This window comes from Rathayibacter sp. AY1G1, from assembly GCF_002932095.1.
Taxonomy (GTDB): Bacteria; Actinomycetota; Actinomycetes; order Actinomycetales; family Microbacteriaceae; genus Rathayibacter.
In genome coordinates this window covers 17,873-36,476 of sequence record NZ_PSUZ01000008.1, presented here as the reverse complement: position 1 = coordinate 36,476, position 18,604 = coordinate 17,873, and the positions used below count along the sequence as shown (strand labels likewise).

The window sequence follows — 18,604 nt, the reverse complement described above, 5'->3', positions numbered from 1 at the left end:
GGGGGACGCCTCCGCCGGCGTCAGCCGCGTCGGCTGCGGCCCGCGGCGAGGCCCAGGCCCGCGGCCAGCGCGAGCTCGAGGGCGGCGACCGCCCCGACGACGAGCGGGTCCGGGCCCACCTGGGCGAGCCGCCCGGGCCCGGCGGCGCCCGCCGAGAACCAGGCGAGGAGCCCGAGCAGCAGGCCGCCGACCACGCCGATCCCGCCGGCCGCGGCGGCACCCCAGCGCAGCAGCGAGCGTCCGTCGAGCGCCTCGATCACGCCGCGCCGCAGCCGCCATCCCGCGGCGAACCCGGCGAGCAGCGGAACGAGCAGTCCGAGGAATCCGAAGGCCGAGTCCCCTGCGGGCAGTGCGGCGAGGACCGGGATCGACGGAATCGGTCCGAGCAGCGTTCCGGCCGCGCTCACGGAGGAGCCGGTGCCGAGGGCGAAGCCCGGGCCGATCAGCCAGCTCGCCGCCCAGATCACCAGGTTCGGGAGGAACGCGAGCTGCCCGAGAGTGAGGGCCAGGCCGCCGAGCGCCTCGGCGCCGAGGCTCTCGTAGAGCGCGACGACCGAGGTGTAGTGCACGACCAGCAGCACGGCGACGAGCACCGCCGCGACTCCGACCACGCCGGCCGCGGCGAGCGCTCCCCCGCGCAGCGACGCGAGGACGAGCCCAGGCCCCGGCGCGGGGACGCGGTCGAGCGCGGAGGCGGCCAGCTCGCCGAGGGGGTCGGCCTCGTCGCTGCGGGCGGAGTGGAGCGCTGCTCCGACGAGCACCCCCAGCGCGAAGACGAGCGGCGGCAGCAGCGTCCCCTGCAGGGGATCGACGGTGGCGGCCGGGTCCGCGGATCCGAGCGAGACCAGGAGCGCGATCGCCAGGTAGGTCGCGATCGCGACGAGGACGCCGATGGCCCGGAACGGCGACTCCTGGGCGCGGCGGCCGGTACGCGCGCCGAGCAGCACGGTGAGGAGTGCGAAGGCCAGCGGAGCGATCGTCACCGGGAAGGCGTCCGCGCCTCCGGGCAGCGCGACGGCGAGGGCGGAGTCGGGGGCCAGCGCCGCCTGCAGGTCGGCCCCGTGGCCGAGCAGCCAGGCGTCGGCGGCGACCCGCCAGAACACGCCGAAGTCGACCGTCGTGTCGTACTGCACGGCCCAGAGGACGGTCAGCGGGACGAGCGGGATCGCGATCCCGATCAGCGCCGACAGCGCGGCGTCGAAGGCGGCGAGGAGGGCGACGGTGATCCGGTTCATGGGCCTGACGAGCCTAGCGGCGGCGCGCTCGGAGGCGGGTCAGGGGCGCGCCGCCCGGCCCTCTAGTGTCGGAGCCATGACGGGGACCTCGGACGCACGGACGGAGCGCGGCCTGGACCGCCTCGTGAACTTCTCCGACGCCGTCGTCGCCATCGCCATCACGTTCCTCGTCCTCCCCCTCGTCGACGTGGTCGAGGAGGGCCGCGCGGCCGATCTGGGGTCCCTCCTCACAGGTCACTACGGCACCCTCTCCGCCTTCTTCATCACGTTCGCCGTGATCGGACGGCTCTGGGCGGTCCACCACTCCGTCTTCGAGGGCGTGGCCCGGTACTCGCCCGCGCTCGTCGTCGCGAACTTCGTCTGGCTGGCCGCGGTCGTCCTGCTCCCCTTCGCGGCGAACCTGATCTCGAACGTGCTCGACACCGACGGCAGCGTCATCGCGCTCTACATCGGCACGATGATCGCGGCGAGCGCGGCGACCCTCGCGATGCAGCTCATCGTGCGCCGCGATCCGGATCTCCTGGCCCCGGGGGCGGAGCCGCGGCGCTCCCTCTCGAGGTCGCTGATCGTGATCGGCGTCCTCCTCGCGGCCCTCGTGCTCGCCGTCGCGGTGCCGGCCGTCAACATGTTCGCGCTCCTGCTGCTCCTGCTCTCGGGTCCAATCGAGCGCCTGGTGCACCGCGGTCGCCCCGGGGGACGAGCGGCCCACCGCCGGACGGAGCGCGGGCTCGACCGGCTCGTCAACTTCTCGGACGCGACCGCCGCCATCGCCATCACCGTCCTCGTCCTGCCGCTGGTGCAGCTGGCTCCCGAGGTCGCCCGGGAGGGCGGCGGAGTCCCGGCGCTGCTCGCGGAGCACCTGGACTCGGTCCTCGCCTTCGCGCTCTCCTTCGCGGTCATCGCCGTCTTCTGGATCCCCCACCACCGCGTCTTCGAGATCGCCGGGGACTACGACGGCGCCCTGGTGTGGCTGGACCTGCTGTGGCTGGCCGCGCTGGCGTTCTTCCCGTTCTCGACGAGCGCGCTGGCGCTGTTCCCGGACTCCCGGGCGACGATCGGGCTCTACATCGGCACGATGGCCGCGATGAGCGGGGCGCTGGTCCTGATCGAGCTGCGCCTCTCCCTGCACCCGGAGCTCAGGCGGCCCGGCGCAGGGCCCCTGCCGCTCGCGCCCGCCCTGCTGCCCTTCGCGCTGCTCCTCGTCGCACTGGCGCTGGCGCTGCTGGTCCCGTCGGTCGGGCTCTGGTGGCTGCTCCTGCTCCTGCTGCAGCGGCCCGTCCGGGCACTGCTCGCGCGGCGCTGATCCTCAGGCGCCGGGCGTCCAGCCCAGCTGCGGGGCGATGCGCTCGGCGACGGCGCGCAGGATGCGCCGGTGCGGCTCCACCCCGCCGACCGCCGGGAGCGTCACCGTGAGCGCGTCCGCCTCCGCGAGCGCCGGATCCGCGGCGAGCGATGCGACGATCCGCTCCGGGCTCCCGACGTGGAGGGGGCTGAAGCGCATCGGGGCGGCGATGATCGACCGGTCGGCCGTGCGGGGGCGGCCCTCGTCGTCCATCCGCGCGAGGTAGCCCTCGATGAAGGGGCGGTGCGCCTCCTCGTCGGCGGCGTCGAGCAGCGGCAGCACGATCCGGCCCGCCGTCACCCTCGACGTGCGCCCCGGGTGCGCTGCGGCGAAGGCCTCGCGGTAGGCGCGGATCTGCACCGCCTGCTGCTCGGCGAACGGCAGGCCCGTCTCCTCCGTGTTGAGCGTGGACACCTGCAGGTGCATGCCCTGCTCGCCTGCCCGGACCGCGGAGGACACCGTTCCCGCCCCGTACCAGAGCCGGTCGGCGAGGCCGGGCGCGTGCGGCTGCTGAACCAGCGGAGCGCCGACCGGGACCGACATCAGGGCCGACTCCGCGACGCCGAGCACGGCGCCCGAGAGCGCCTCGCGGAGTCGCGCGATGCGCTCCTGCGCCTCCTCGCGGAAGTCGCGCTCGGCCTGCCCGAACACCCCGTCGAAGACGGAGGAGAGATGCGCGAAGCCGCTGCTGACGCCGAGGTCGAGGCGTCCGCCCGAGAGCAGGTCCACGGTCGCGGCGTCCTCGGCGAGGCGCACGGGCGACTCGTAGCGGGCGCCGATGACCGCGGTCCCGAGGCGGAGGCGGCGGGTCCGCTGGGAGGCGGCCGCGAAGAAGGTCATCGGAGACGCGAGGTAGCGCTCGAAGTGCCGCACGCGGACCCAGCCGGTGCCGTAGCCGAGATCCTCGGCGAGCTCGAGCAGGGCCAGCCCGTCCTCGAGGCTCCGCGCGGCGTCGCCGGGCTGCTCGGGGCCCTCCGGGTACGGCACGAAGGTCAGCAGGTCGAGTCCGAGGCGGCGGGTCACGCTGCGACGCTACTCCGGCCGGACCCGCCCCGACGACGGAACGGACGGCGCCGCCCGCCGGAGCAGGGGCACCGTCCGTTCCGACGGTGGTGCGGGGAGGACGGGCGCTAGAGCGCCGCGTAGACCTCGCGGAGCAGGGCGGCCGTCTCGGAGGGCGTCTTGCCGACCTTCACGCCCGCAGCCTCGAGGGCCTCCTTCTTGGCCTGCGCGGTGCCGGCCGAGCCGGAGACGATGGCGCCGGCGTGGCCCATCGTCTTGCCCTCGGGGGCGGTGAAGCCCGCGACGTAGCCGACGACGGGCTTCGTGACGTTCGCCTTGATGAAGTCCGCGGCGCGCTCCTCGGCGTCGCCGCCGATCTCGCCGATCATCACGATCGCCTTCGTCTCGGGGTCGGCCTCGAACGCGGCGAGCGCGTCGATGTGCGTCGTGCCGATGATCGGGTCGCCGCCGATGCCGATCGCGGTCGAGAAGCCCAGGTCGCGCAGCTCGTACATCATCTGGTAGGTCAGGGTGCCCGACTTCGAGACGAGGCCGATCGGGCCCTTGCCGGTGATCGTCGCGGGGGTGATGCCCACGAGCGACTCGCCCGGCGTGATGATGCCGGGGCAGTTGGGGCCGATGATCCGCGTCTTGTTCCCCTTCTCCTGCGCGTACGCCCAGAACTCCGCGGAGTCCTGCACCGGGATGCCCTCGGTGATGACGACGAGGAGGCCGATCTCGGCGTCGATCGCCTCGATGACGGCGTCCTTCGAGAAGGCGGGCGGCACGAACGCGATGGAGACGTCGGCGCCGGTGGCCTCCATCGCCTCCTTCACGGTGCCGAAGACGGGGAGCTCGACGTCGCCGTGGGTGACGGTCGTGCCGGCCTTGCGGGCGTTGACGCCGCCGACCACGTTCGTGCCGGCCTTGAGCATCAGCGCGGTGTGCTTGGTGCCCTCGCCGCCGGTGATGCCCTGGACGATGACCTTGGAGTCCTTGGTGAGGAAGATCGACATGCTTGTTCTCTGATTCCTTGAGTCGTCGGGTCCGTTACGCGGCGGCGAGTTCGGCGGCCTTGTCGGCGCCCTCGTCCATGGTCGCGGCGAGCGTGATGAGCGGGTTGGCGGCGGCCTGGAGGATCGCGCGGCCCTCCTCGACCTTGTTGCCGTCGAGGCGGACGACGAGCGGCTTCGTGGCCGAGTCGCCGAGGATCTCGAGCGCCTGGAGGATGCCGTTGGCGACCGCGTCGCACGCGGTGATGCCTCCGAAGACGTTGACGAAGACGCTCTTGACCTGCTCGTCGCCGAGGATCACGTCGAGGCCGTTCGCCATCACCTGGGCGGAGGCTCCGCCGCCGATGTCGAGGAAGTTGGCCGGCTTCACGCCGTTGTGCCTCTCTCCGGCGTAGGCGACGACGTCGAGGGTCGACATGACCAGGCCCGCGCCGTTGCCGATGATGCCGACCTCGCCGTCGAGCTTCACGTAGTTGAGGTCGTTCTCCTTGGCCTTCGCCTCGAGCGGGTCGGCGGCGTCCTTGTCCTCGAGCGCGGCGTGGTCCGCGTGGCGGAAGCCGGCGTTCTCGTCGAGCGAGACCTTGCCGTCGAGCGCGACGATGTCGCCCTCCTCGGTGAGCACGAGCGGGTTCACCTCGACGAGCGTGGCGTCCTCGCCGGTGTAGACGTCGTACAGCTTCACCAGGACGGGCGCGACCTTGGCGATCAGCTCCTCCGGGAATTTCGCCGCGCGGGCGATCTCCTCGGCCTTGGCCTGATCGATGCCCTGGCCGGGGATGACCTCGACGCGCGCGAGGGCGTCGGGGCGCTCGACGGCGAGCTGCTCGATCTCCATGCCGCCCTCGTAGGAGGTGAGCGAGAGGTAGGAGCGGTTGGCCCGGTCCAGCAGCACCGAGAAGTAGAACTCGCGGTCGATGCGCGCACCGCCGGCGACCATGACGCGCTTGACGACGTGGCCCTTGATGTCGAGGCCGAGGATCGACTGCGCCGCGGCGAACGCGTCCTCGGGGGTCTTCGCGACCTTCACGCCGCCCGCCTTGCCGCGGCCGCCGATCTTGACCTGCGCCTTGACGACGGTGACGCCGCCCAGCTTCTCCGCCGCGGCGCGCACCTCCTCCGGCGTGTCGGCGACGATGCCCGGGAGCACGGGGACGCCGTACTTCTCGAACAGATCACGGGCCTGGTATTCGAAGAGATCCACGCTGCATTCCCATTCCGCGCCGAGCGCGCTTGCGTTTCGAGTTCGAGGTGGCCCGGACGACGCCGGAGTCTCGGCACTGTCCCTGGGCCGCGCCGAGTCTACTCCGCACCCGCCGCGGGCTTCCCGTGCGGTCGCTCCGCGCCCGCCGGACGCCCGCCGGGGGTCACCGGCCCCTCCTCCGCCCGCCGCTCCCGCGTAGCGTGGAGCCATGTCGTCGGCCACCCGCACCCCGGACGTCTTCCGCGAGGGCGTGTTCCTGCTGGCGGGGGCGCGCGCGATCCTCCTCCAGATCGCGCACCCGGCGGTCGGGCAGGGCGTCGCCGACCACTCCGACTTCGTGCACCGGGCCGTGAACCGCCTGCACGGGACGCTCTCCTACCTCTACGTCCTGCACTACGGCACTCCCGAGGACGTCCGCGCCGTCCGCCGCCGCGTGAACAGGGCGCACGTGCCCGTGCGCGGCCCCGGCTACACGGCCTTCGACCCGGAGCTGCAGCGCTGGGTCGCGGCGACGCTCACCCAGTCGATGCTGCAGCTCTACGAGGGCGCCTTCGGTGCGCTGAGCAAGGAGGAGGCGGACGACATCGTGCGCCGCTCCGTCGTCGTCGGCGCGGCCCTGCAGATGCCCGCGGACCTCTGGCCCGACTCCCGCACCGCGTTCGACGCCTACTGGGAGCGGGAGCTGGAGCGCCTCGAGGTCACGCTCGCGGCCCGCCGGGTCGCCCACGACCTGCTGGGCCCGAGCATCGCCGCCTGGTACCTGCGCCCGCTCGGCCCCTACCTCCGCCTGATCACCGCCGGTCTGCTCCCGGCGGCGCTCCGCGAGCCCTTCGGCTTCCACTGGACCGCACGGCAGGAGGCGCGGTTCGAGCGGGCGCTCTCGCGCACCTTCGCCGTCTACCGCCTGCTTCCCGCGATCGTGAGGACGGCGCCCAGCCGCTACTACCTCGCCCGGGTCCGACGCGACGCTCAGAAGCCGGCCACGACCTCCCAGCCCGCGTAGGCGGCTAGCTCCAGCCCGAGCGCCTGCGCGGCCGCGCGCGCCTCGTCGATCCCGCGCTCGTCGCGCACGTCGACGGTGACCGGCACGCTGTCGCCGAACCCCGCGATCTCGACCCGCGCGCTCGTCGGACCGCTGTAGAGCGGAACGTGCGCGTCCGCGGTCCGCGCGCTGACCACTCGCGAGCCGGTCGCCTCCGCGATCACCGCGAGGGCGAACGGAGCCGTCACCACCGCGTCCGTGTAGAGCGTCGCCTCGCCGCGCATCGCGCCTCCCGTCGTCCGACCCGCGGGACCGGGCCGCAGCAGTCCGACTGTAGGCAGCCGCCCGCGCCTCCCGCACCCCCTTCCGCTCGGCGCCGGGATGCGCACTGCCCGCCCGTCCGTGCTGAACATCCGGTGCGGATCGCTCGACGCGGCCGCCCGGCGGATCTACGGTGAAGCACCCGGCATCCGCCGCGGCGGTCAACGACGACTGGAGCCTTGATGAGCATCACCGAACCCCGCACGGCCGAGGCCCCCGCCGCTCCCCCGCCCGCCGCCGGCTTCGGCACTCTCTCCGTCGCGGCCATCCTGGCGGAGGCGGCGCGGCGCACCCCTGACACGATCGCCATCCGCGTCGGCGAGCAGGCCGTCGACTACGCGACCCTCTGGCGGCAGACCCGTGCCTACGCCGGAGCCCTGCGCGCCCAGGGGATCGGACCGGGCGACCGCGTGGCCCTGCTCGTCCCGAACGTCCCCGACTTCCCCCGCGGCTACTTCGCCGTCCTCGCGCTCGGCGCCGTGGTGGTCCCGGTGCACGCCCTGCTCAAGCACGACGAGATCGCCTACGTCCTGCGCGACTCCGGAGCCGTCGCGCTCGTGTGCGCCGCTCCGCTGCTCGCCGAGGGGGCCGCCGGAGCGGACCTCGCCGGCGTCCCCGTGCTGAGCGTGATGGTGCCCGACGGCACCGCCTCGCCCCTCCCGCGCCTGGAGGACCTCGCCGCGGAGGCGACCCCGATCGACCGCTACGTGCCCCGCTCCCCCTCCGACACGGCGACGATCCTCTACACCAGCGGCACCACCGGCCGCCCGAAGGGGGCGGAGGGGACGCACTTCGCGATCGTCTCGCAGTCGGACGTGCTGCTGATGAACACGTTCGACCTGCACCGCGGCGACGTGGTGCTCGGGGCGCTGCCGCTCTTCCACACCTTCGGGCAGGTCTGCGCGATGAACACGGCCTTCCGCACCGCCGCGACGGTCGTCCTGGTGCCGAAGTTCGACGGCGACGCCGCGCTCGAGGCGATGATCGCCCACGGCTGCACGGTCTTCGAGGGCGTGCCCACGATGTACGTCGCCCTGCTCGACGCCGCGACCCGGCGCGAGGACCGGCCGCCGCTGCGCTACGCGGTCTCGGGAGGCGCCGCCCTGCCCGTCGCCGTGATCGAGCGCTTCCGCGAGGTGTTCGGCGTCGAGATCTACGAGGGCTACGGGCTCACCGAGACCTCCCCGGTCGCCACCTTCAACCACGTCGGAGTCCCGCCGCGGCCGGGCACGGTCGGCACGCCGATCTGGGGCGTCGAGGTCGAGGTCGCCCGCCCCGACGTGACCGACCGAGTCGAGCTGCTCCCCCGGGGCGAGCTCGGCGAGATCGTGGTGCGCGGGCACAACCTGATGAAGGGGTACCTCGGCAACCCGGCGGCGACCGCGGAGGCGGTGATCGACGGCTGGTTCCGCACCGGCGACCTGGGCACGAAGGACGAGGAGGACTACATCCGCATCCTCGACCGCACGAAGGACATGATCATCCGCAACGGCTACAACGTGTACCCGCGCGAGGTCGAGGAGGTGCTGATCGGGCACCCGGCCGTGCAGAACGCGGCGGTCTTCGGGATCCCGGACGAGCGCCACGGCCAGGAGGTGATGGCCGCGGTGATCCTCGCCCCGTCGGCGACCGCCACCGCGGAGGAGCTGATCGCCTACGCGAACGAGCATCTCGCCGCCTTCAAGTTCCCCCGCCGCGTCGAGTTCGTCGACGCCCTCCCGCTCGGGCCCAGCGGCAAGATCCTCAAGCGGGAGCTCGTCGCGCGCTACGCCGGCTGACCCCTTCCGCAAGAGGGCACACGGGAAGGGACGGACGTCAGCCGAGCAGGGACCAGACGGTCCCGGCGAGGACGGTGCCGACGGCGGCGCCCGCGAGGACCTGGGCGGGGGTGTGCGCGCCGAGGCGCACCCGCGACCAGAGCACCCAGAGGACGATGGGCACGCTGATCAGCAGGGAGAGCGGTCCGTAGGCGATCAGCACGACGACGGCGCAGGTGGCGACCACCGCCGCGTGCCCGGACAGCTTCCAGACCAGGTTGACCACGCCGACGGCGAGCACCACGGCCACCGTCACCACGCCGAACGTGGTCACCGCGGCAGGAGCGCCGAGCGCGGCGAGCAGCACCAGTCCGGCCGCGATCGACACCAGCGCCAGCGCGATCGGCAGCGCCCGCTCGCGCCGGTCGGGCACGTGATGGTCGCCGTGGATCCGGCCGGTGCGCATCAGCAGGCGGATGACGAGGTAGGGCACCACCCCGACGAAGAGAGCTGCGAGCGCTCCCCAGGCGACACCGAGCAGGGGCGGATCCGCGACGCGCGCGCCGACCACGACCGGCACGAGCACCGCGAGGACCGCCGGGGAGAACGCCTCCGTCGCGAGCCGCGCGGCCGCCGATCCGGCCGCCACCGGACTAGATCTTCTCGATCGGCGCGACCTTGATCAGCAGCTTCTTCGCGCCCACCTGGTCGAAGAGCACGTGTGCGACGCGCTTCGAGCCCTCGCCCGTCACCGCGTTCACGCGCCCCTCACCGAAGTCGGTGTGCCGGATGCGGTCGCCCGCGATCAGCTCGAGGTCGCCGTTGTCGCGCACCATGCCGGTGATCCGGTTCGGGAACTCGCCCTTGGCCTTCGGCGCCGCGGCGAGCGCTTCCCGGAACTCGGTGTTCGATCGCGACTTGCCGAAGCCGGGCCGCTGAGCGTTCAGGGCCCGGGGCTGCGTGCCGCCGCGCGAGGTCGCCGCGCCGGGCGACTGGCGCCACTGGATCAGCTCTCCCGGGATCTCCTGCAGGAACCGGCTCGGCATCGCGACCGACGTCTCGCCGTACTGCGCGCGGGTCATCGCGAGCGAGAGGTAGAGGCGCTTGCGGGCCCGGGTGATCCCCACGTAGAACAGCCGCCGCTCCTCGGCCGGGCCGCCGGGCTCGTTCGCCGAGATGCGGTGCGGGAGCAGGTCCTCCTCGATGCCGGTGAGGAACACGGCGTCGTACTCGAGGCCCTTCGCCGTGTGCAGCGTCATCAGCGAGACGGTGCCGGAGTCGTCGTCGAGGTCGTCGGCCGCGGCGACCAGCGAGACCTCGGTGAGGAAGTCCACGAGCCCGCCGTCCGGGTTGTTGCGCGCGAACTCCTTGGTGACGGCGATGAGCTCGTCGACGTTCTCGGCGCGGGCCTCGTCCTGCGGGTCGCGGCTGGCGCGGAGCATGTCGAGGTAGCCGCTGCGGGTGAGGAGCGCCGTCAGGACCTCGTGCACCTTCGCCTCGCCGCCCTCCCGTGCGGGGTCGAGCATCAGCGCGCACTCGTCGAGGAGGGTCGCGAGGTCGACGATCGCCTTCGTCACCTTCGGGCCCATCCCGAGCGAGCCGGCGTTGCGCATCGCCTCCCGCAGGGTCACCGCGTTGGTGTCGGCGAACGACTGCAGCTGCGCCTCCGTCGCGGGGCCGATGCCCCGCTTCGGAGTGTTCATGATGCGCCGCAGCGCCAGCACGTCGGCCGGGTTCGCCACCGTGATCAGGTACGCCAGGGCGTCCTTGATCTCGGCGCGCTCGTAGAACTTCGTGCCGCCCAGGATCCGGTAGGGCAGCGCGGAGCGGATGAAGATCTCCTCCAGCGCGCGGGTCTGCGCGTTGGTCCGGTAGAAGACCGCGATCTCGTCGTAGCCGGTGCCCGCCGCGTGCAGGCGGGCGATCTCGTCGACCACGAACTGCGCCTCGTCGTGACCCGAGTACCCGGTGTAGCCGACGATCTTCTCCCCGTCGCCGCTGGAGGACCAGAGGTTCTTCGCGCGACGGTCGAAGTTGTTCGAGATGACGGCGTTGGCCGCCGAGAGGATGTTCTGCGTCGAGCGGTAGTTCTGCTCGAGCAGGATCACGCGGCAGCCCGGGAAGTCGCGCTCGAACTCGACGATGTTGCGGATGTCGGCGCCGCGGAACGCGTAGATGGACTGGTCCGAGTCGCCGACGACGGTGAGCGAGGCCCCCGGGATGGAGCCGTCGGCCGTGACCGGTCCGCGGTAGGGGCGGTCGAACTGCGCCGCGGCCATCGTCGCCGGCGGCACGGGCCGGGTCAGCTCGTGGATCAGCGAGTACTGGGCGTGGTTCGTGTCCTGGTACTCGTCGACCAGCACGTGGCGGAAGCGCCGCTGGTACTTCGCGGCGACGTGCGGGAAGGCGCGGAAGAGGTAGACGGTCTGCGCGATCAGGTCGTCGAAGTCGAACGCGTTCGCCCCCTCGAGCGCCCGCGAGTAGGCCCGGAAGACCTGGAGGAACATCTCCTCGTTCGGGTCGCTGAGGTTCGCGGTGCGGGCGTAGGAGTCGACGTCGGCGAGCTCGTTCTTGAGCTTGGAGATCTTCGCGGAGGCGCTCGCGACGGTGATCCCGAGCGAGTCGGCCTCGAGGTCCTTCACGATGCGCTTGAGCAGGGCGCGCTGATCGCCCGAGTCGTAGATCGTGAACGACTTGGTCATGCCGAAGTTCTCGGCCTCGCGGCGCAGGATCCGCACGCACGCGGAGTGGAAGGTCGAGATCCACATCCCCTCGGCGCTCTGCCCCACCAGCTTCTCGACGCGCTCGCGCATCTCGGCCGCGGCCTTGTTGGTGAACGTGATCGCGAGGATCTGGCTCGGCCAGGCCTCGCCGTTGCCCAGGAGGCTCGCGATGCGCCGGGTGAGGACGCTGGTCTTGCCCGAGCCCGCACCCGCGACGATGAGCAGCGCGTCTCCGCGGTACTCGACCGCCTCGCGCTGCTGGGGGTTCAGCCCCGCGACGAGCTGCTCGTGCGCCGGGTCGGTGCGGGGCGCGTCCCCGGGGCCGCCGGGGGGGCCGACGATGACCGGGGTGGCGCGGGAGTCGCTCGGATCGAAGAGGAAGCTCATGTCCCTCCGAGTGTAGATCGCCCCTCCGACACCGGGAGCGGTCAGGCGGTCCGCTGACGCGGCGCGGGCGAGGTGAGTGCCCCACCGACGTCCAGTCCGCGCCACGCGAGGGAGAAGCCGAGCACGGCGAGCGCCGACGTCGACACCGCCAGGAGCTGCAGGAGCGCGAAGGCGGTGAGGTCCTTCGTGTCGTCGGGGTAGTACTGGATGCCCTGGACGGCGAGAGCCGCGAGCAGCAGCACCACGATCACCGAGCACACCAAAAGCAACCGGTTCACCCCGCGCCGCGCGGGCCTCTTCGGCGCTCGGCCCACCTGGGCCCTGGTGGTCAGCCACGCGCAGGCGGCGGAGGCGGAGGCGAGCGCGACGAGGTCGGCCCCGAGGACGTCGCTCGCCCGGTGCCAGGAGGCGGCCATCGTCAGGTTGCCGACCAGCACCACGACCGCGCCGCCCAGCGCGAGCACGACGGTCCGCGCGCGCCCGGGGACGACCATCGCCAGGGCGAAGACCACCGAGACGGCCGCCGCGGTGTGCCCGCTCGGGAAGCTGCCGCCGGTGTACCAGGAGTCGGTGTCGACCAGCTCGGGCCGCTCGAGGACCACGTTCTTGAGCAGCTGGGTGAGCCCGGCCGTGACGACGATCGAGCCGACGGAGGCGACGGCCAGCGCCGGGCGCCTCCGGATCAGCGCGATCGCCGCGACGAGCAGGGCGCCGACGACCATGGAGAGCGGGGTGACGTCCGCGAGCGCCCCCGCGGCGGCGCCGGTGGCCCGGCCGAAGACGAGGTCGGCGCCCCGGAGCCCCGAGTTCTCGACGCCCTGGCCCTGAGGGGTGAGCACGGCGAGCCAGTAGACGACGACGACGCCGATCACGGCGAGGACGGCGGTGGTGATCCAGCGGCGGGCGATGCGCTCTCGGGTGGACACGGGGCCTCCTCTCGAGGGTCGGGCGGGCGGTGGTGAGCCGATGATGCCAGCGCAGCCTCCGCGTCCGCTCGGCACGCGCCGGAGGAGCGCCCGATCACGATCCGGGTTCAGCCGCGGAGCAGACGCTCCTGCTCGGCCGCCCGCGCCTCGATCGCCAGATCGGGCTGGTCGGCGAAGACGCCGTCCACTCCCGAGCGGAGGATCATCGCGAACTCCTCCTGCCAGCCGCCGTACTCCGCCGGGTCCTTCCCGCGGCGGTGCACCTTCTCGAGGAATCGGTTCTCGGCGCGCAGCGTCCAGCAGTAGACCTCGAGCCCGGCCGCGTGGGCGTCCTCGACGAGCGGACCGGTCCCCGTCGCCCGGCCGGCCGCGTCCCGCGAGAAGAGCATGCTCTTGTCGACGCTGATCCCGTCGACGACTCCGGCGAGGTTCCGCAGTCCCGCCGGCGTGGTGAAGGCGGAGTAGGGGGCCGCGGCGGCGCCGTGGGCGGCCACGAGGTCGGGCGGGGCGCCCCGCGACTCGAGCAGGTAGATCCGGCGGGTGCCGACTCCGCTCACCGCGAGCCGCTCCAGCACGGTCTTCTCGAAGCTCTCGATCGTGAGCCGCGGGTCGCGCGGACCCCAGCCCGCGGCGGCGAGCTCCTCGCGCAGCAGCACGTCCAGCGGCAGCCCGATCCCGGCGAAGTACGTCGCGTGCTTGATCTCGGCGACGAGCCCCGGCGGAGCGAGCGGATCGTCCTCCGCCGCCCGGTCCAGCAGCGCCAGCAGCTCCCTGAAGCGCAGCAGCGGGAACTGCCCGTCGAACGTGGCGCTGGAGCCGCGCACCGCCGGCAGCCGCTCGCGGGCCCGCAGCTCCGACAGCTCGTCCCAGGTGAAGTCCTCGGTGAACCAGCCGGTGATCTCGCGGCCGTCGATCCGCTTGGTGGTGCGGCGCGCAGCGAACTCCGGGCGCTTCTCGACGTCAGTCGTGCCGGAGATCTCGTTCTCGTGGCGGAGGACGAGCACGCCGTCGCGGGTCGCCACCAGATCGGGCTCGAGCGCATCGGCGCCCAGCGCGATCGCCAGCTCGTAGGCGGAGCGGGTGTGCTCCGGTCGGTAGCCGCTCGCTCCGCGGTGGCCGATGACGAGCGGTGACTGACGCGCGGGCATGCCGCGATCCTACGGGCGGCACTGCGCGGCTCGCAGCGGAGTCGAGGTCCGCTCGAAGAGAACAGCCAGACTCTGAGAGGTGCTCTCAGATATGGTGGTGTCCATCGTCGCAGTCCTCTCGGATCCGCGGCGCACCCCGCACCCACAGCGACTCAGATCCGCGAGTTCCCTCGGAGACCAGCGCACCTGAGAGAAGAGGAACCATGGCAAGCAACAATCCGGCCTTCGGACGCCCGGAGTTCAGCAACCGCGGCTACGCCGGCCGCGTGCAGGACCTCCCGGACGTCTCCCCCGGCACGCTCGACCAGATGTACTCCCGTCCGGCCGCCGGCTCCGTCGAGACCGACCGGATGACGGTCGAGGACACCCTCGCCAAGACCGCCCTCGCCTTCGTCGTGCTCCTCGCGGGTGCGGCCGTCGGCTGGTTCGTCCCGGACCTGATGCTCCCCGCCGTGCTCGTCGCGCTGGTGCTGGGCATCGTCAACGCCTTCAAGAAGCAGCCGTCGCCGGCCCTGATCCTCGGCTACGCCGCGACCCAGGGCATCGCGGTCGGTGCGATCTCGAAGTTCTTCGAGAGCGCGTACGCCGGAGCGGTCGTCCAGGCCCTCATGGCGACCGTCATCGTGATCGGCGTCACCCTGGCGCTGTTCATGAACGGCAAGATCCGCACCTCGCCGAAGCTCAACAAGATCTTCTTCATCGGCATGATCAGCTACGCGGTGTTCTCGCTGGTGAACCTGGGCCTCGGCCTCTTCGGCGTCGGCGGCGGCTTCGGTCTCCGCACCGGCTTCATCGGCATCGTGATCGGCCTCATCGCCGTCGCGCTCGCCACGTACTCGCTCGTGATGGACTTCGAGTTCATCCAGCAGGGCGTGCGCAACCGCCTCCCCCGCATCTACGGCTGGACCGGCGCCTACGGCATCCTGGTCACCGTCGTCTGGATGTACCTGGAGATCCTGCGCCTCGTCGCGATCTTCCGCGAGTAGCACGGCGCACCACGTCCGACGGGCGCTCGACCTCCGGGTCGGGCGCCCGTCGTCGTTCCCGGCCCCAGCGCCGTTCCCGGTGCGCTGCCGGGAGCGCCTGGCACGATGGAGGGATGAGCGCCGCAGACTCCCGGATCGTCGGCCTCGACGTCGCACGCGGCCTGGCCGTCCTCGGCATGTTCGCCGCCCACCTCGCCCCGGTCGAGAGCGAGATGCTCTGGAACGGCCGCAGCTCCGTCCTCTTCGCCGTGCTGGCGGGAGTGTCGATAGGGCTGATGACGGGCGGAGCACAGCGCTCCTCGCGGCCCTGGCACGACACGGGATCGATCCTGCTCCGCGGGCTGTACCTGCTCGTCATCGGCGTCGCCCTCACCCTGCTCGGGACGCCGATCGCGGTGATCCTGCCGCACTACGGGGTGATGTTCCTCGTCGCGGCGCTGCTGCTCTTCCTGCCGCGGGCGGTCCTCGCTGTGCTGGTCGCGGCCGCGGCGATCGCCGGGCCCCTCGCGGTCGACGCGCTGACCAGCGCCGGCGGCTCCTGGCTCTCGACCATGTCGCCCGACGAGGCGCTCCTGGCCGCGCAGCCCCTCATCTGGTTCACCCAGTACTACCCGGTGCCGTCGTGGCTGGCGTACGTGGTGCTCGGCCTCCTGATCGCGCGCTGCGACGTCCGGTCCGCGACCACCCAGCGCTGGGTCGTCGTCGGCGGCGCCGTCTCGGCCGTGCTCGGCTACGGCGGCGGGCGGCTGCTCGGGGGTCCGGAGGCGGTGGAGGCGCACGCCAGCACCACCGCCGAGCTCCTCGGGGCGGGCGGGGTCGCCTGCGTGGTCCTCGGCGCGCTGACGGCTCTGCTGCAGCGGCTGCCGCTCCTGGCACGGGCGGCGACTCCGATCGCGGCCGTCGGTGCGATGCCGCTGACGATCTACTCGCTGCAGCTCGTGGCGCTGGCGGTGTACCTGGTCCCGTACGAGCCGTTCGACTTCGAGGCGTGGCGCAGCTGGACGCTGCTCGGCGTCTTCGTGGTCGGCTCGATCGTCGCCGCTCTCCTCTGGAGGCGGCTCGTGGGGCAGGGCCCGCTGGAGTGGCTGCTCGCGCGCGCGTCGCTGCGGCCTCGGGGTCCGCGCGCGGCGCTGGGTTAGGGTGGCCGGATGATCACGCGTCGCGAGGCCGCTCAGCGCCTCGACATCCCCCTCGAGATGGCGACGCGGCACGGCATCCCCACCCGTCTGTCGGAGGAGGAGCTCGCCGCCCTCGAGCAGGATCCGCCCGCCTGGCTCGTCCAGTCGCGCGCGAACCGCACCGGCAGGCGTCCCGTGTGGGTGACCCTCGACTGCGCCGTCTGCGGCCGCTCCGAGGCCGCCCGCCCGAAGAAGTGGTGGCCCGAGTTCACGTTCCTCGTCTGCGAGGACCACTCCCCCGCCTCCTGGCCGTACCACCCCGAGGGCCACCGCCGCGACGAGTACGACGGCATCGGCACCCGCTTCATCGGCGTGCTCGACACCCCCGCCTGACCCGCGCTCGCGCGCCTGCCGCCTGCACCTCGGCCCCCGGACCAGCGCCGACCCGCGTTCCCCGACCGCTCGGCAGGAGCTCGCTTCTCCGCCGGCACCCCAGGAACGTCCCCGCAGGGCCTCGTCCCGCTGCCCGCCACTCGGAACGCCTCGCCAGGCACCGGTCAGCCCCGACCGATCCCCCGGCCGAACCGCGGCCACCCGTTCCCTGAACAGCCACCTGAGCTCGTTCCCCGACCTGCATCCCGGGAACGGCCCCGCAGGGGCTCGTTCCCCTCTACCTGCACCCGGGAACGGCCCCGCAGGGGCTCGTTCCCCCACACTCTCCCCTCAACAAGAAACGGCCCCCTTCGAAGGGAGCCGTTCCTGACGTTTCGCGGGTCTCCGCGCGGTCAGCTGCAAGGCGGAGAAGGGCGCGATACCGGAGGTATCGCAACCGCCGACAACGCCGCAGATGACCGTGCGGAGACCCGCGGAATCATTCCCACTCGATGGTGCCGGGGGGCTTGGACGTCACATCCAGCACCACCCGGTTCACGCCGCTCACCTCGTTGGTGATGCGGTTGGAGATTCTGGCGAGGAGGTCGTAGGGCAGGCGGGTCCAGTCGGCGGTCATCGCGTCTTCCGAGGAGACGGGGCGCAGGACGATGGGGTGGCCGTAGGTGCGGCCGTCGCCCTGGACTCCGACGGAGCGGACGTCGGCGAGGAGGACGACGGGGCACTGCCAGATCTCGGTGTCGAGGCCGGCGGCGGTGAGCTCGGCGCGGACGATGGCGTCGGCGTCCTGGAGGAGGTCGAGCCGCTCCTGGGTGACCTCGCCGACGATGCGGATGCCGAGGCCGGGTCCGGGGAAGGGCTGGCGGCCGACGATGACCTCGGGGAGGCCGAGCTCGCGGCCGATCGCGCGGACCTCGTCCTTGAAGAGGGTGCGGAGCGGCTCGACGAGCGCGAACTGCAGGTCCTCGGGGAGTCCGCCGACGTTGTGGTGGGACTTGATGTTGGCGGTGCCGGTGCCGCCGCCGGATTCGACGACGTCGGGGTAGAGCGTGCCCTGGACGAGGAAGTCGATCGTCTCGCCCTCGCCCTGGGCTTCGAGCACGAGCGCTTCGGCGGCGGCCTCGAAGGTGCGGATGAACTCGCGGCCGATGATCTTGCGCTTCTGCTCCGGGTCGCTGACGCCGGCGAGCGCGTCGAGGAACTGCTCACGCGCGTCGACGGTGACCAGGCGGACGCCGGTCGCGGCGACGTAGTCCTCCTCGACCTGGCGGCGCTCGTCCTTGCGGAGGAGTCCGTGGTCGACGAAGACGCAGGTGAGCTGGTCGCCGATGGCACGGTGCACGATCGCAGCGGCGACGGCGGAGTCGACTCCGCCGGACAGGCCGCAGATGACGCGTCCGGTGCCGACCTGCTCGCGGATCACGGCGACCTGGTCGTCGATCACGTTGGAGGAGTTCCAGTCGGCCGGGATGCCCGCGGCGCGGTGGAGGAAGTTCTCGATGACGGCCTGGCCGTAGGCGGAGTGCTTGACCTCCGGGTGCCACTGCACGCCGTAGAGGCGGCGCTCGTCGTTGCCGAAGGCGGCGACCGGGGTGGAGCTCGTGGAGGCGAGGACCTCGAAGCCCTCGGGTGCCTGTGCGACCGAGTCGCCGTGGCTCATCCACACCGTCTGGTCGGCGGGCTGCTCGCCGAGGAGCACGCCACCGTCGGTCGAGAGGGCGGCGTCCGTCGCTCCGTACTCGCGCAGCCCCGTGTTGGCGACCTCGCCGCCGAGCGTCTTCGCCATCACCTGGAAGCCGTAGCAGATGCCCAGGACCGGGACCCCGAGGTCGAAGATCGCGGGGTCGAGCTGCGGGGCGCCCTCCTCGTACACGCTGGAGGGGCCGCCCGAGAGGATGATGCCGACGGGCGACTTCGCGGCGATCTCGGCGGCCGTGGCGTTGGAGGGCACGATCTCGGAGTAGACGTTCGCCTCGCGGACCCGGCGGGCGATCAGCTGCGCGTACTGCGCGCCGAAGTCGACGACGAGGACGGGCTGCGCGGCCAGGTGCGGCTGGGGAGCGGTGGGCTGCT

The 18,604-nt window shown here is 72.5% G+C and carries 16 protein-coding genes; 6 read left to right on the top strand and 10 right to left on the bottom strand.

Annotation, left to right across the window (positions count from 1 at the left end; genetic code table 11):
• Window positions 1–20: 20 nt before the first annotated feature.
• Window positions 21–1,235: a DUF6350 family protein gene (locus C5C36_RS06030; RefSeq protein ID WP_104227293.1), complete on the bottom strand. Its 1,215-nt coding sequence runs from the start codon at window positions 1,233–1,235 to the stop codon at window positions 21–23.
• Window positions 1,236–1,311: 76 nt separating this feature from the next.
• Here C5C36_RS06030 and C5C36_RS06025 point away from each other — a divergent pair, with 76 nt between their 5' ends.
• Window positions 1,312–2,538 carry a TMEM175 family protein gene (locus tag C5C36_RS06025; protein ID WP_181133780.1) on the top strand — a complete coding sequence of 409 codons (1,227 nt, stop codon included), beginning with the start codon at window positions 1,312–1,314 and terminating at the stop codon, window positions 2,536–2,538.
• Between the two features lie 3 nt (window positions 2,539–2,541).
• Here the strand turns inward: C5C36_RS06025 and C5C36_RS06020 are convergent, their stop codons facing one another.
• From C5C36_RS06020 to sucC, 3 genes are all read right to left on the bottom strand, one after another.
• Window positions 2,542–3,600: an LLM class flavin-dependent oxidoreductase gene (locus C5C36_RS06020; protein ID WP_104263487.1), complete on the bottom strand. Its 1,059-nt coding sequence runs from the start codon at window positions 3,598–3,600 to the stop codon at window positions 2,542–2,544.
• 107 nt (window positions 3,601–3,707) lie between these two features.
• Window positions 3,708–4,595, bottom strand: a complete 888-nt coding sequence (gene sucD, locus C5C36_RS06015; protein WP_104224929.1) for a succinate--CoA ligase subunit alpha — start codon at window positions 4,593–4,595, stop codon at window positions 3,708–3,710.
• Window positions 4,596–4,629: 34 nt separating this feature from the next.
• Complete coding sequence (sucC, locus tag C5C36_RS06010) at window positions 4,630–5,793, bottom strand: ADP-forming succinate--CoA ligase subunit beta (RefSeq protein WP_104263486.1); 1,164 nt, start codon at window positions 5,791–5,793, stop codon at window positions 4,630–4,632.
• Between the two features lie 208 nt (window positions 5,794–6,001).
• Here sucC and C5C36_RS06005 point away from each other — a divergent pair, with 208 nt between their 5' ends.
• Complete coding sequence (locus C5C36_RS06005; protein ID WP_104263485.1) at window positions 6,002–6,796, top strand: oxygenase MpaB family protein; 795 nt, start codon at window positions 6,002–6,004, stop codon at window positions 6,794–6,796.
• Here C5C36_RS06005 and C5C36_RS06000 read toward each other — a convergent pair.
• Window positions 6,763–7,059 carry a hypothetical protein gene (locus C5C36_RS06000; protein WP_104263484.1) on the bottom strand — a complete coding sequence of 99 codons (297 nt, stop codon included), beginning with the start codon at window positions 7,057–7,059 and terminating at the stop codon, window positions 6,763–6,765. The two genes, C5C36_RS06005 and C5C36_RS06000, sit on opposite strands and share 34 nt — an antisense overlap.
• Window positions 7,060–7,278: 219 nt before the next feature.
• On the opposite strand from C5C36_RS06000, the gene C5C36_RS05995 reads away from it, so the two are divergent.
• Entirely contained in the window at window positions 7,279–8,874 is a 1,596-nt protein-coding gene (locus tag C5C36_RS05995) for a long-chain fatty acid--CoA ligase (RefSeq protein WP_104263483.1), read from the top strand.
• A gap of 37 nt (window positions 8,875–8,911) precedes the next feature.
• On the opposite strand, the gene C5C36_RS05990 is transcribed toward C5C36_RS05995, so the two are convergent.
• From C5C36_RS05990 to C5C36_RS05975, 4 genes are all read right to left on the bottom strand, one after another.
• Window positions 8,912–9,502 (bottom strand): phosphatase PAP2 family protein, encoded by a 591-nt coding sequence (locus C5C36_RS05990; protein WP_104263482.1) that lies wholly within the window; start codon window positions 9,500–9,502, stop codon window positions 8,912–8,914.
• A 4-nt stretch (window positions 9,503–9,506) separates the two neighbouring features.
• On the bottom strand, window positions 9,507–11,963 hold the full coding sequence (locus tag C5C36_RS05985) for an ATP-dependent helicase (RefSeq protein ID WP_104261607.1): 2,457 nt from the start codon (window positions 11,961–11,963) through the stop codon (window positions 9,507–9,509).
• 41 nt (window positions 11,964–12,004) lie between these two features.
• Window positions 12,005–12,889 carry a phosphatase PAP2 family protein gene (locus C5C36_RS05980; RefSeq protein WP_104309422.1) on the bottom strand — a complete coding sequence of 295 codons (885 nt, stop codon included), beginning with the start codon at window positions 12,887–12,889 and terminating at the stop codon, window positions 12,005–12,007.
• 107 nt (window positions 12,890–12,996) lie between these two features.
• Window positions 12,997–14,037, bottom strand: a complete 1,041-nt coding sequence (locus C5C36_RS05975; RefSeq protein ID WP_104263480.1) for a glycerophosphodiester phosphodiesterase family protein — start codon at window positions 14,035–14,037, stop codon at window positions 12,997–12,999.
• 203 nt (window positions 14,038–14,240) lie between these two features.
• Here C5C36_RS05975 and C5C36_RS05970 point away from each other — a divergent pair, with 203 nt between their 5' ends.
• The 3 genes from C5C36_RS05970 to C5C36_RS05960 all read left to right on the top strand — a co-directional run bounded on the left by C5C36_RS05970 (window position 14,241) and on the right by C5C36_RS05960 (window position 16,534).
• On the top strand, window positions 14,241–15,023 hold the full coding sequence (locus C5C36_RS05970) for a Bax inhibitor-1/YccA family protein (protein ID WP_104263479.1): 783 nt from the start codon (window positions 14,241–14,243) through the stop codon (window positions 15,021–15,023).
• Window positions 15,024–15,136: 113 nt separating this feature from the next.
• A complete protein-coding gene (locus C5C36_RS05965) occupies window positions 15,137–16,162 on the top strand; it encodes a DUF418 domain-containing protein (RefSeq protein WP_104263478.1) in 1,026 nt (341 codons plus the stop codon).
• A gap of 9 nt (window positions 16,163–16,171) precedes the next feature.
• A complete protein-coding gene (locus C5C36_RS05960; protein ID WP_104309421.1) occupies window positions 16,172–16,534 on the top strand; it encodes a DUF5997 family protein in 363 nt (120 codons plus the stop codon).
• Between the two features lie 478 nt (window positions 16,535–17,012).
• Here C5C36_RS05960 and guaA read toward each other — a convergent pair whose 3' ends face one another.
• Complete coding sequence (guaA, locus tag C5C36_RS05955; protein WP_104227304.1) at window positions 17,013–18,578, bottom strand: glutamine-hydrolyzing GMP synthase; 1,566 nt, start codon at window positions 18,576–18,578, stop codon at window positions 17,013–17,015.
• Window positions 18,579–18,604 lie beyond the last annotated feature (26 nt).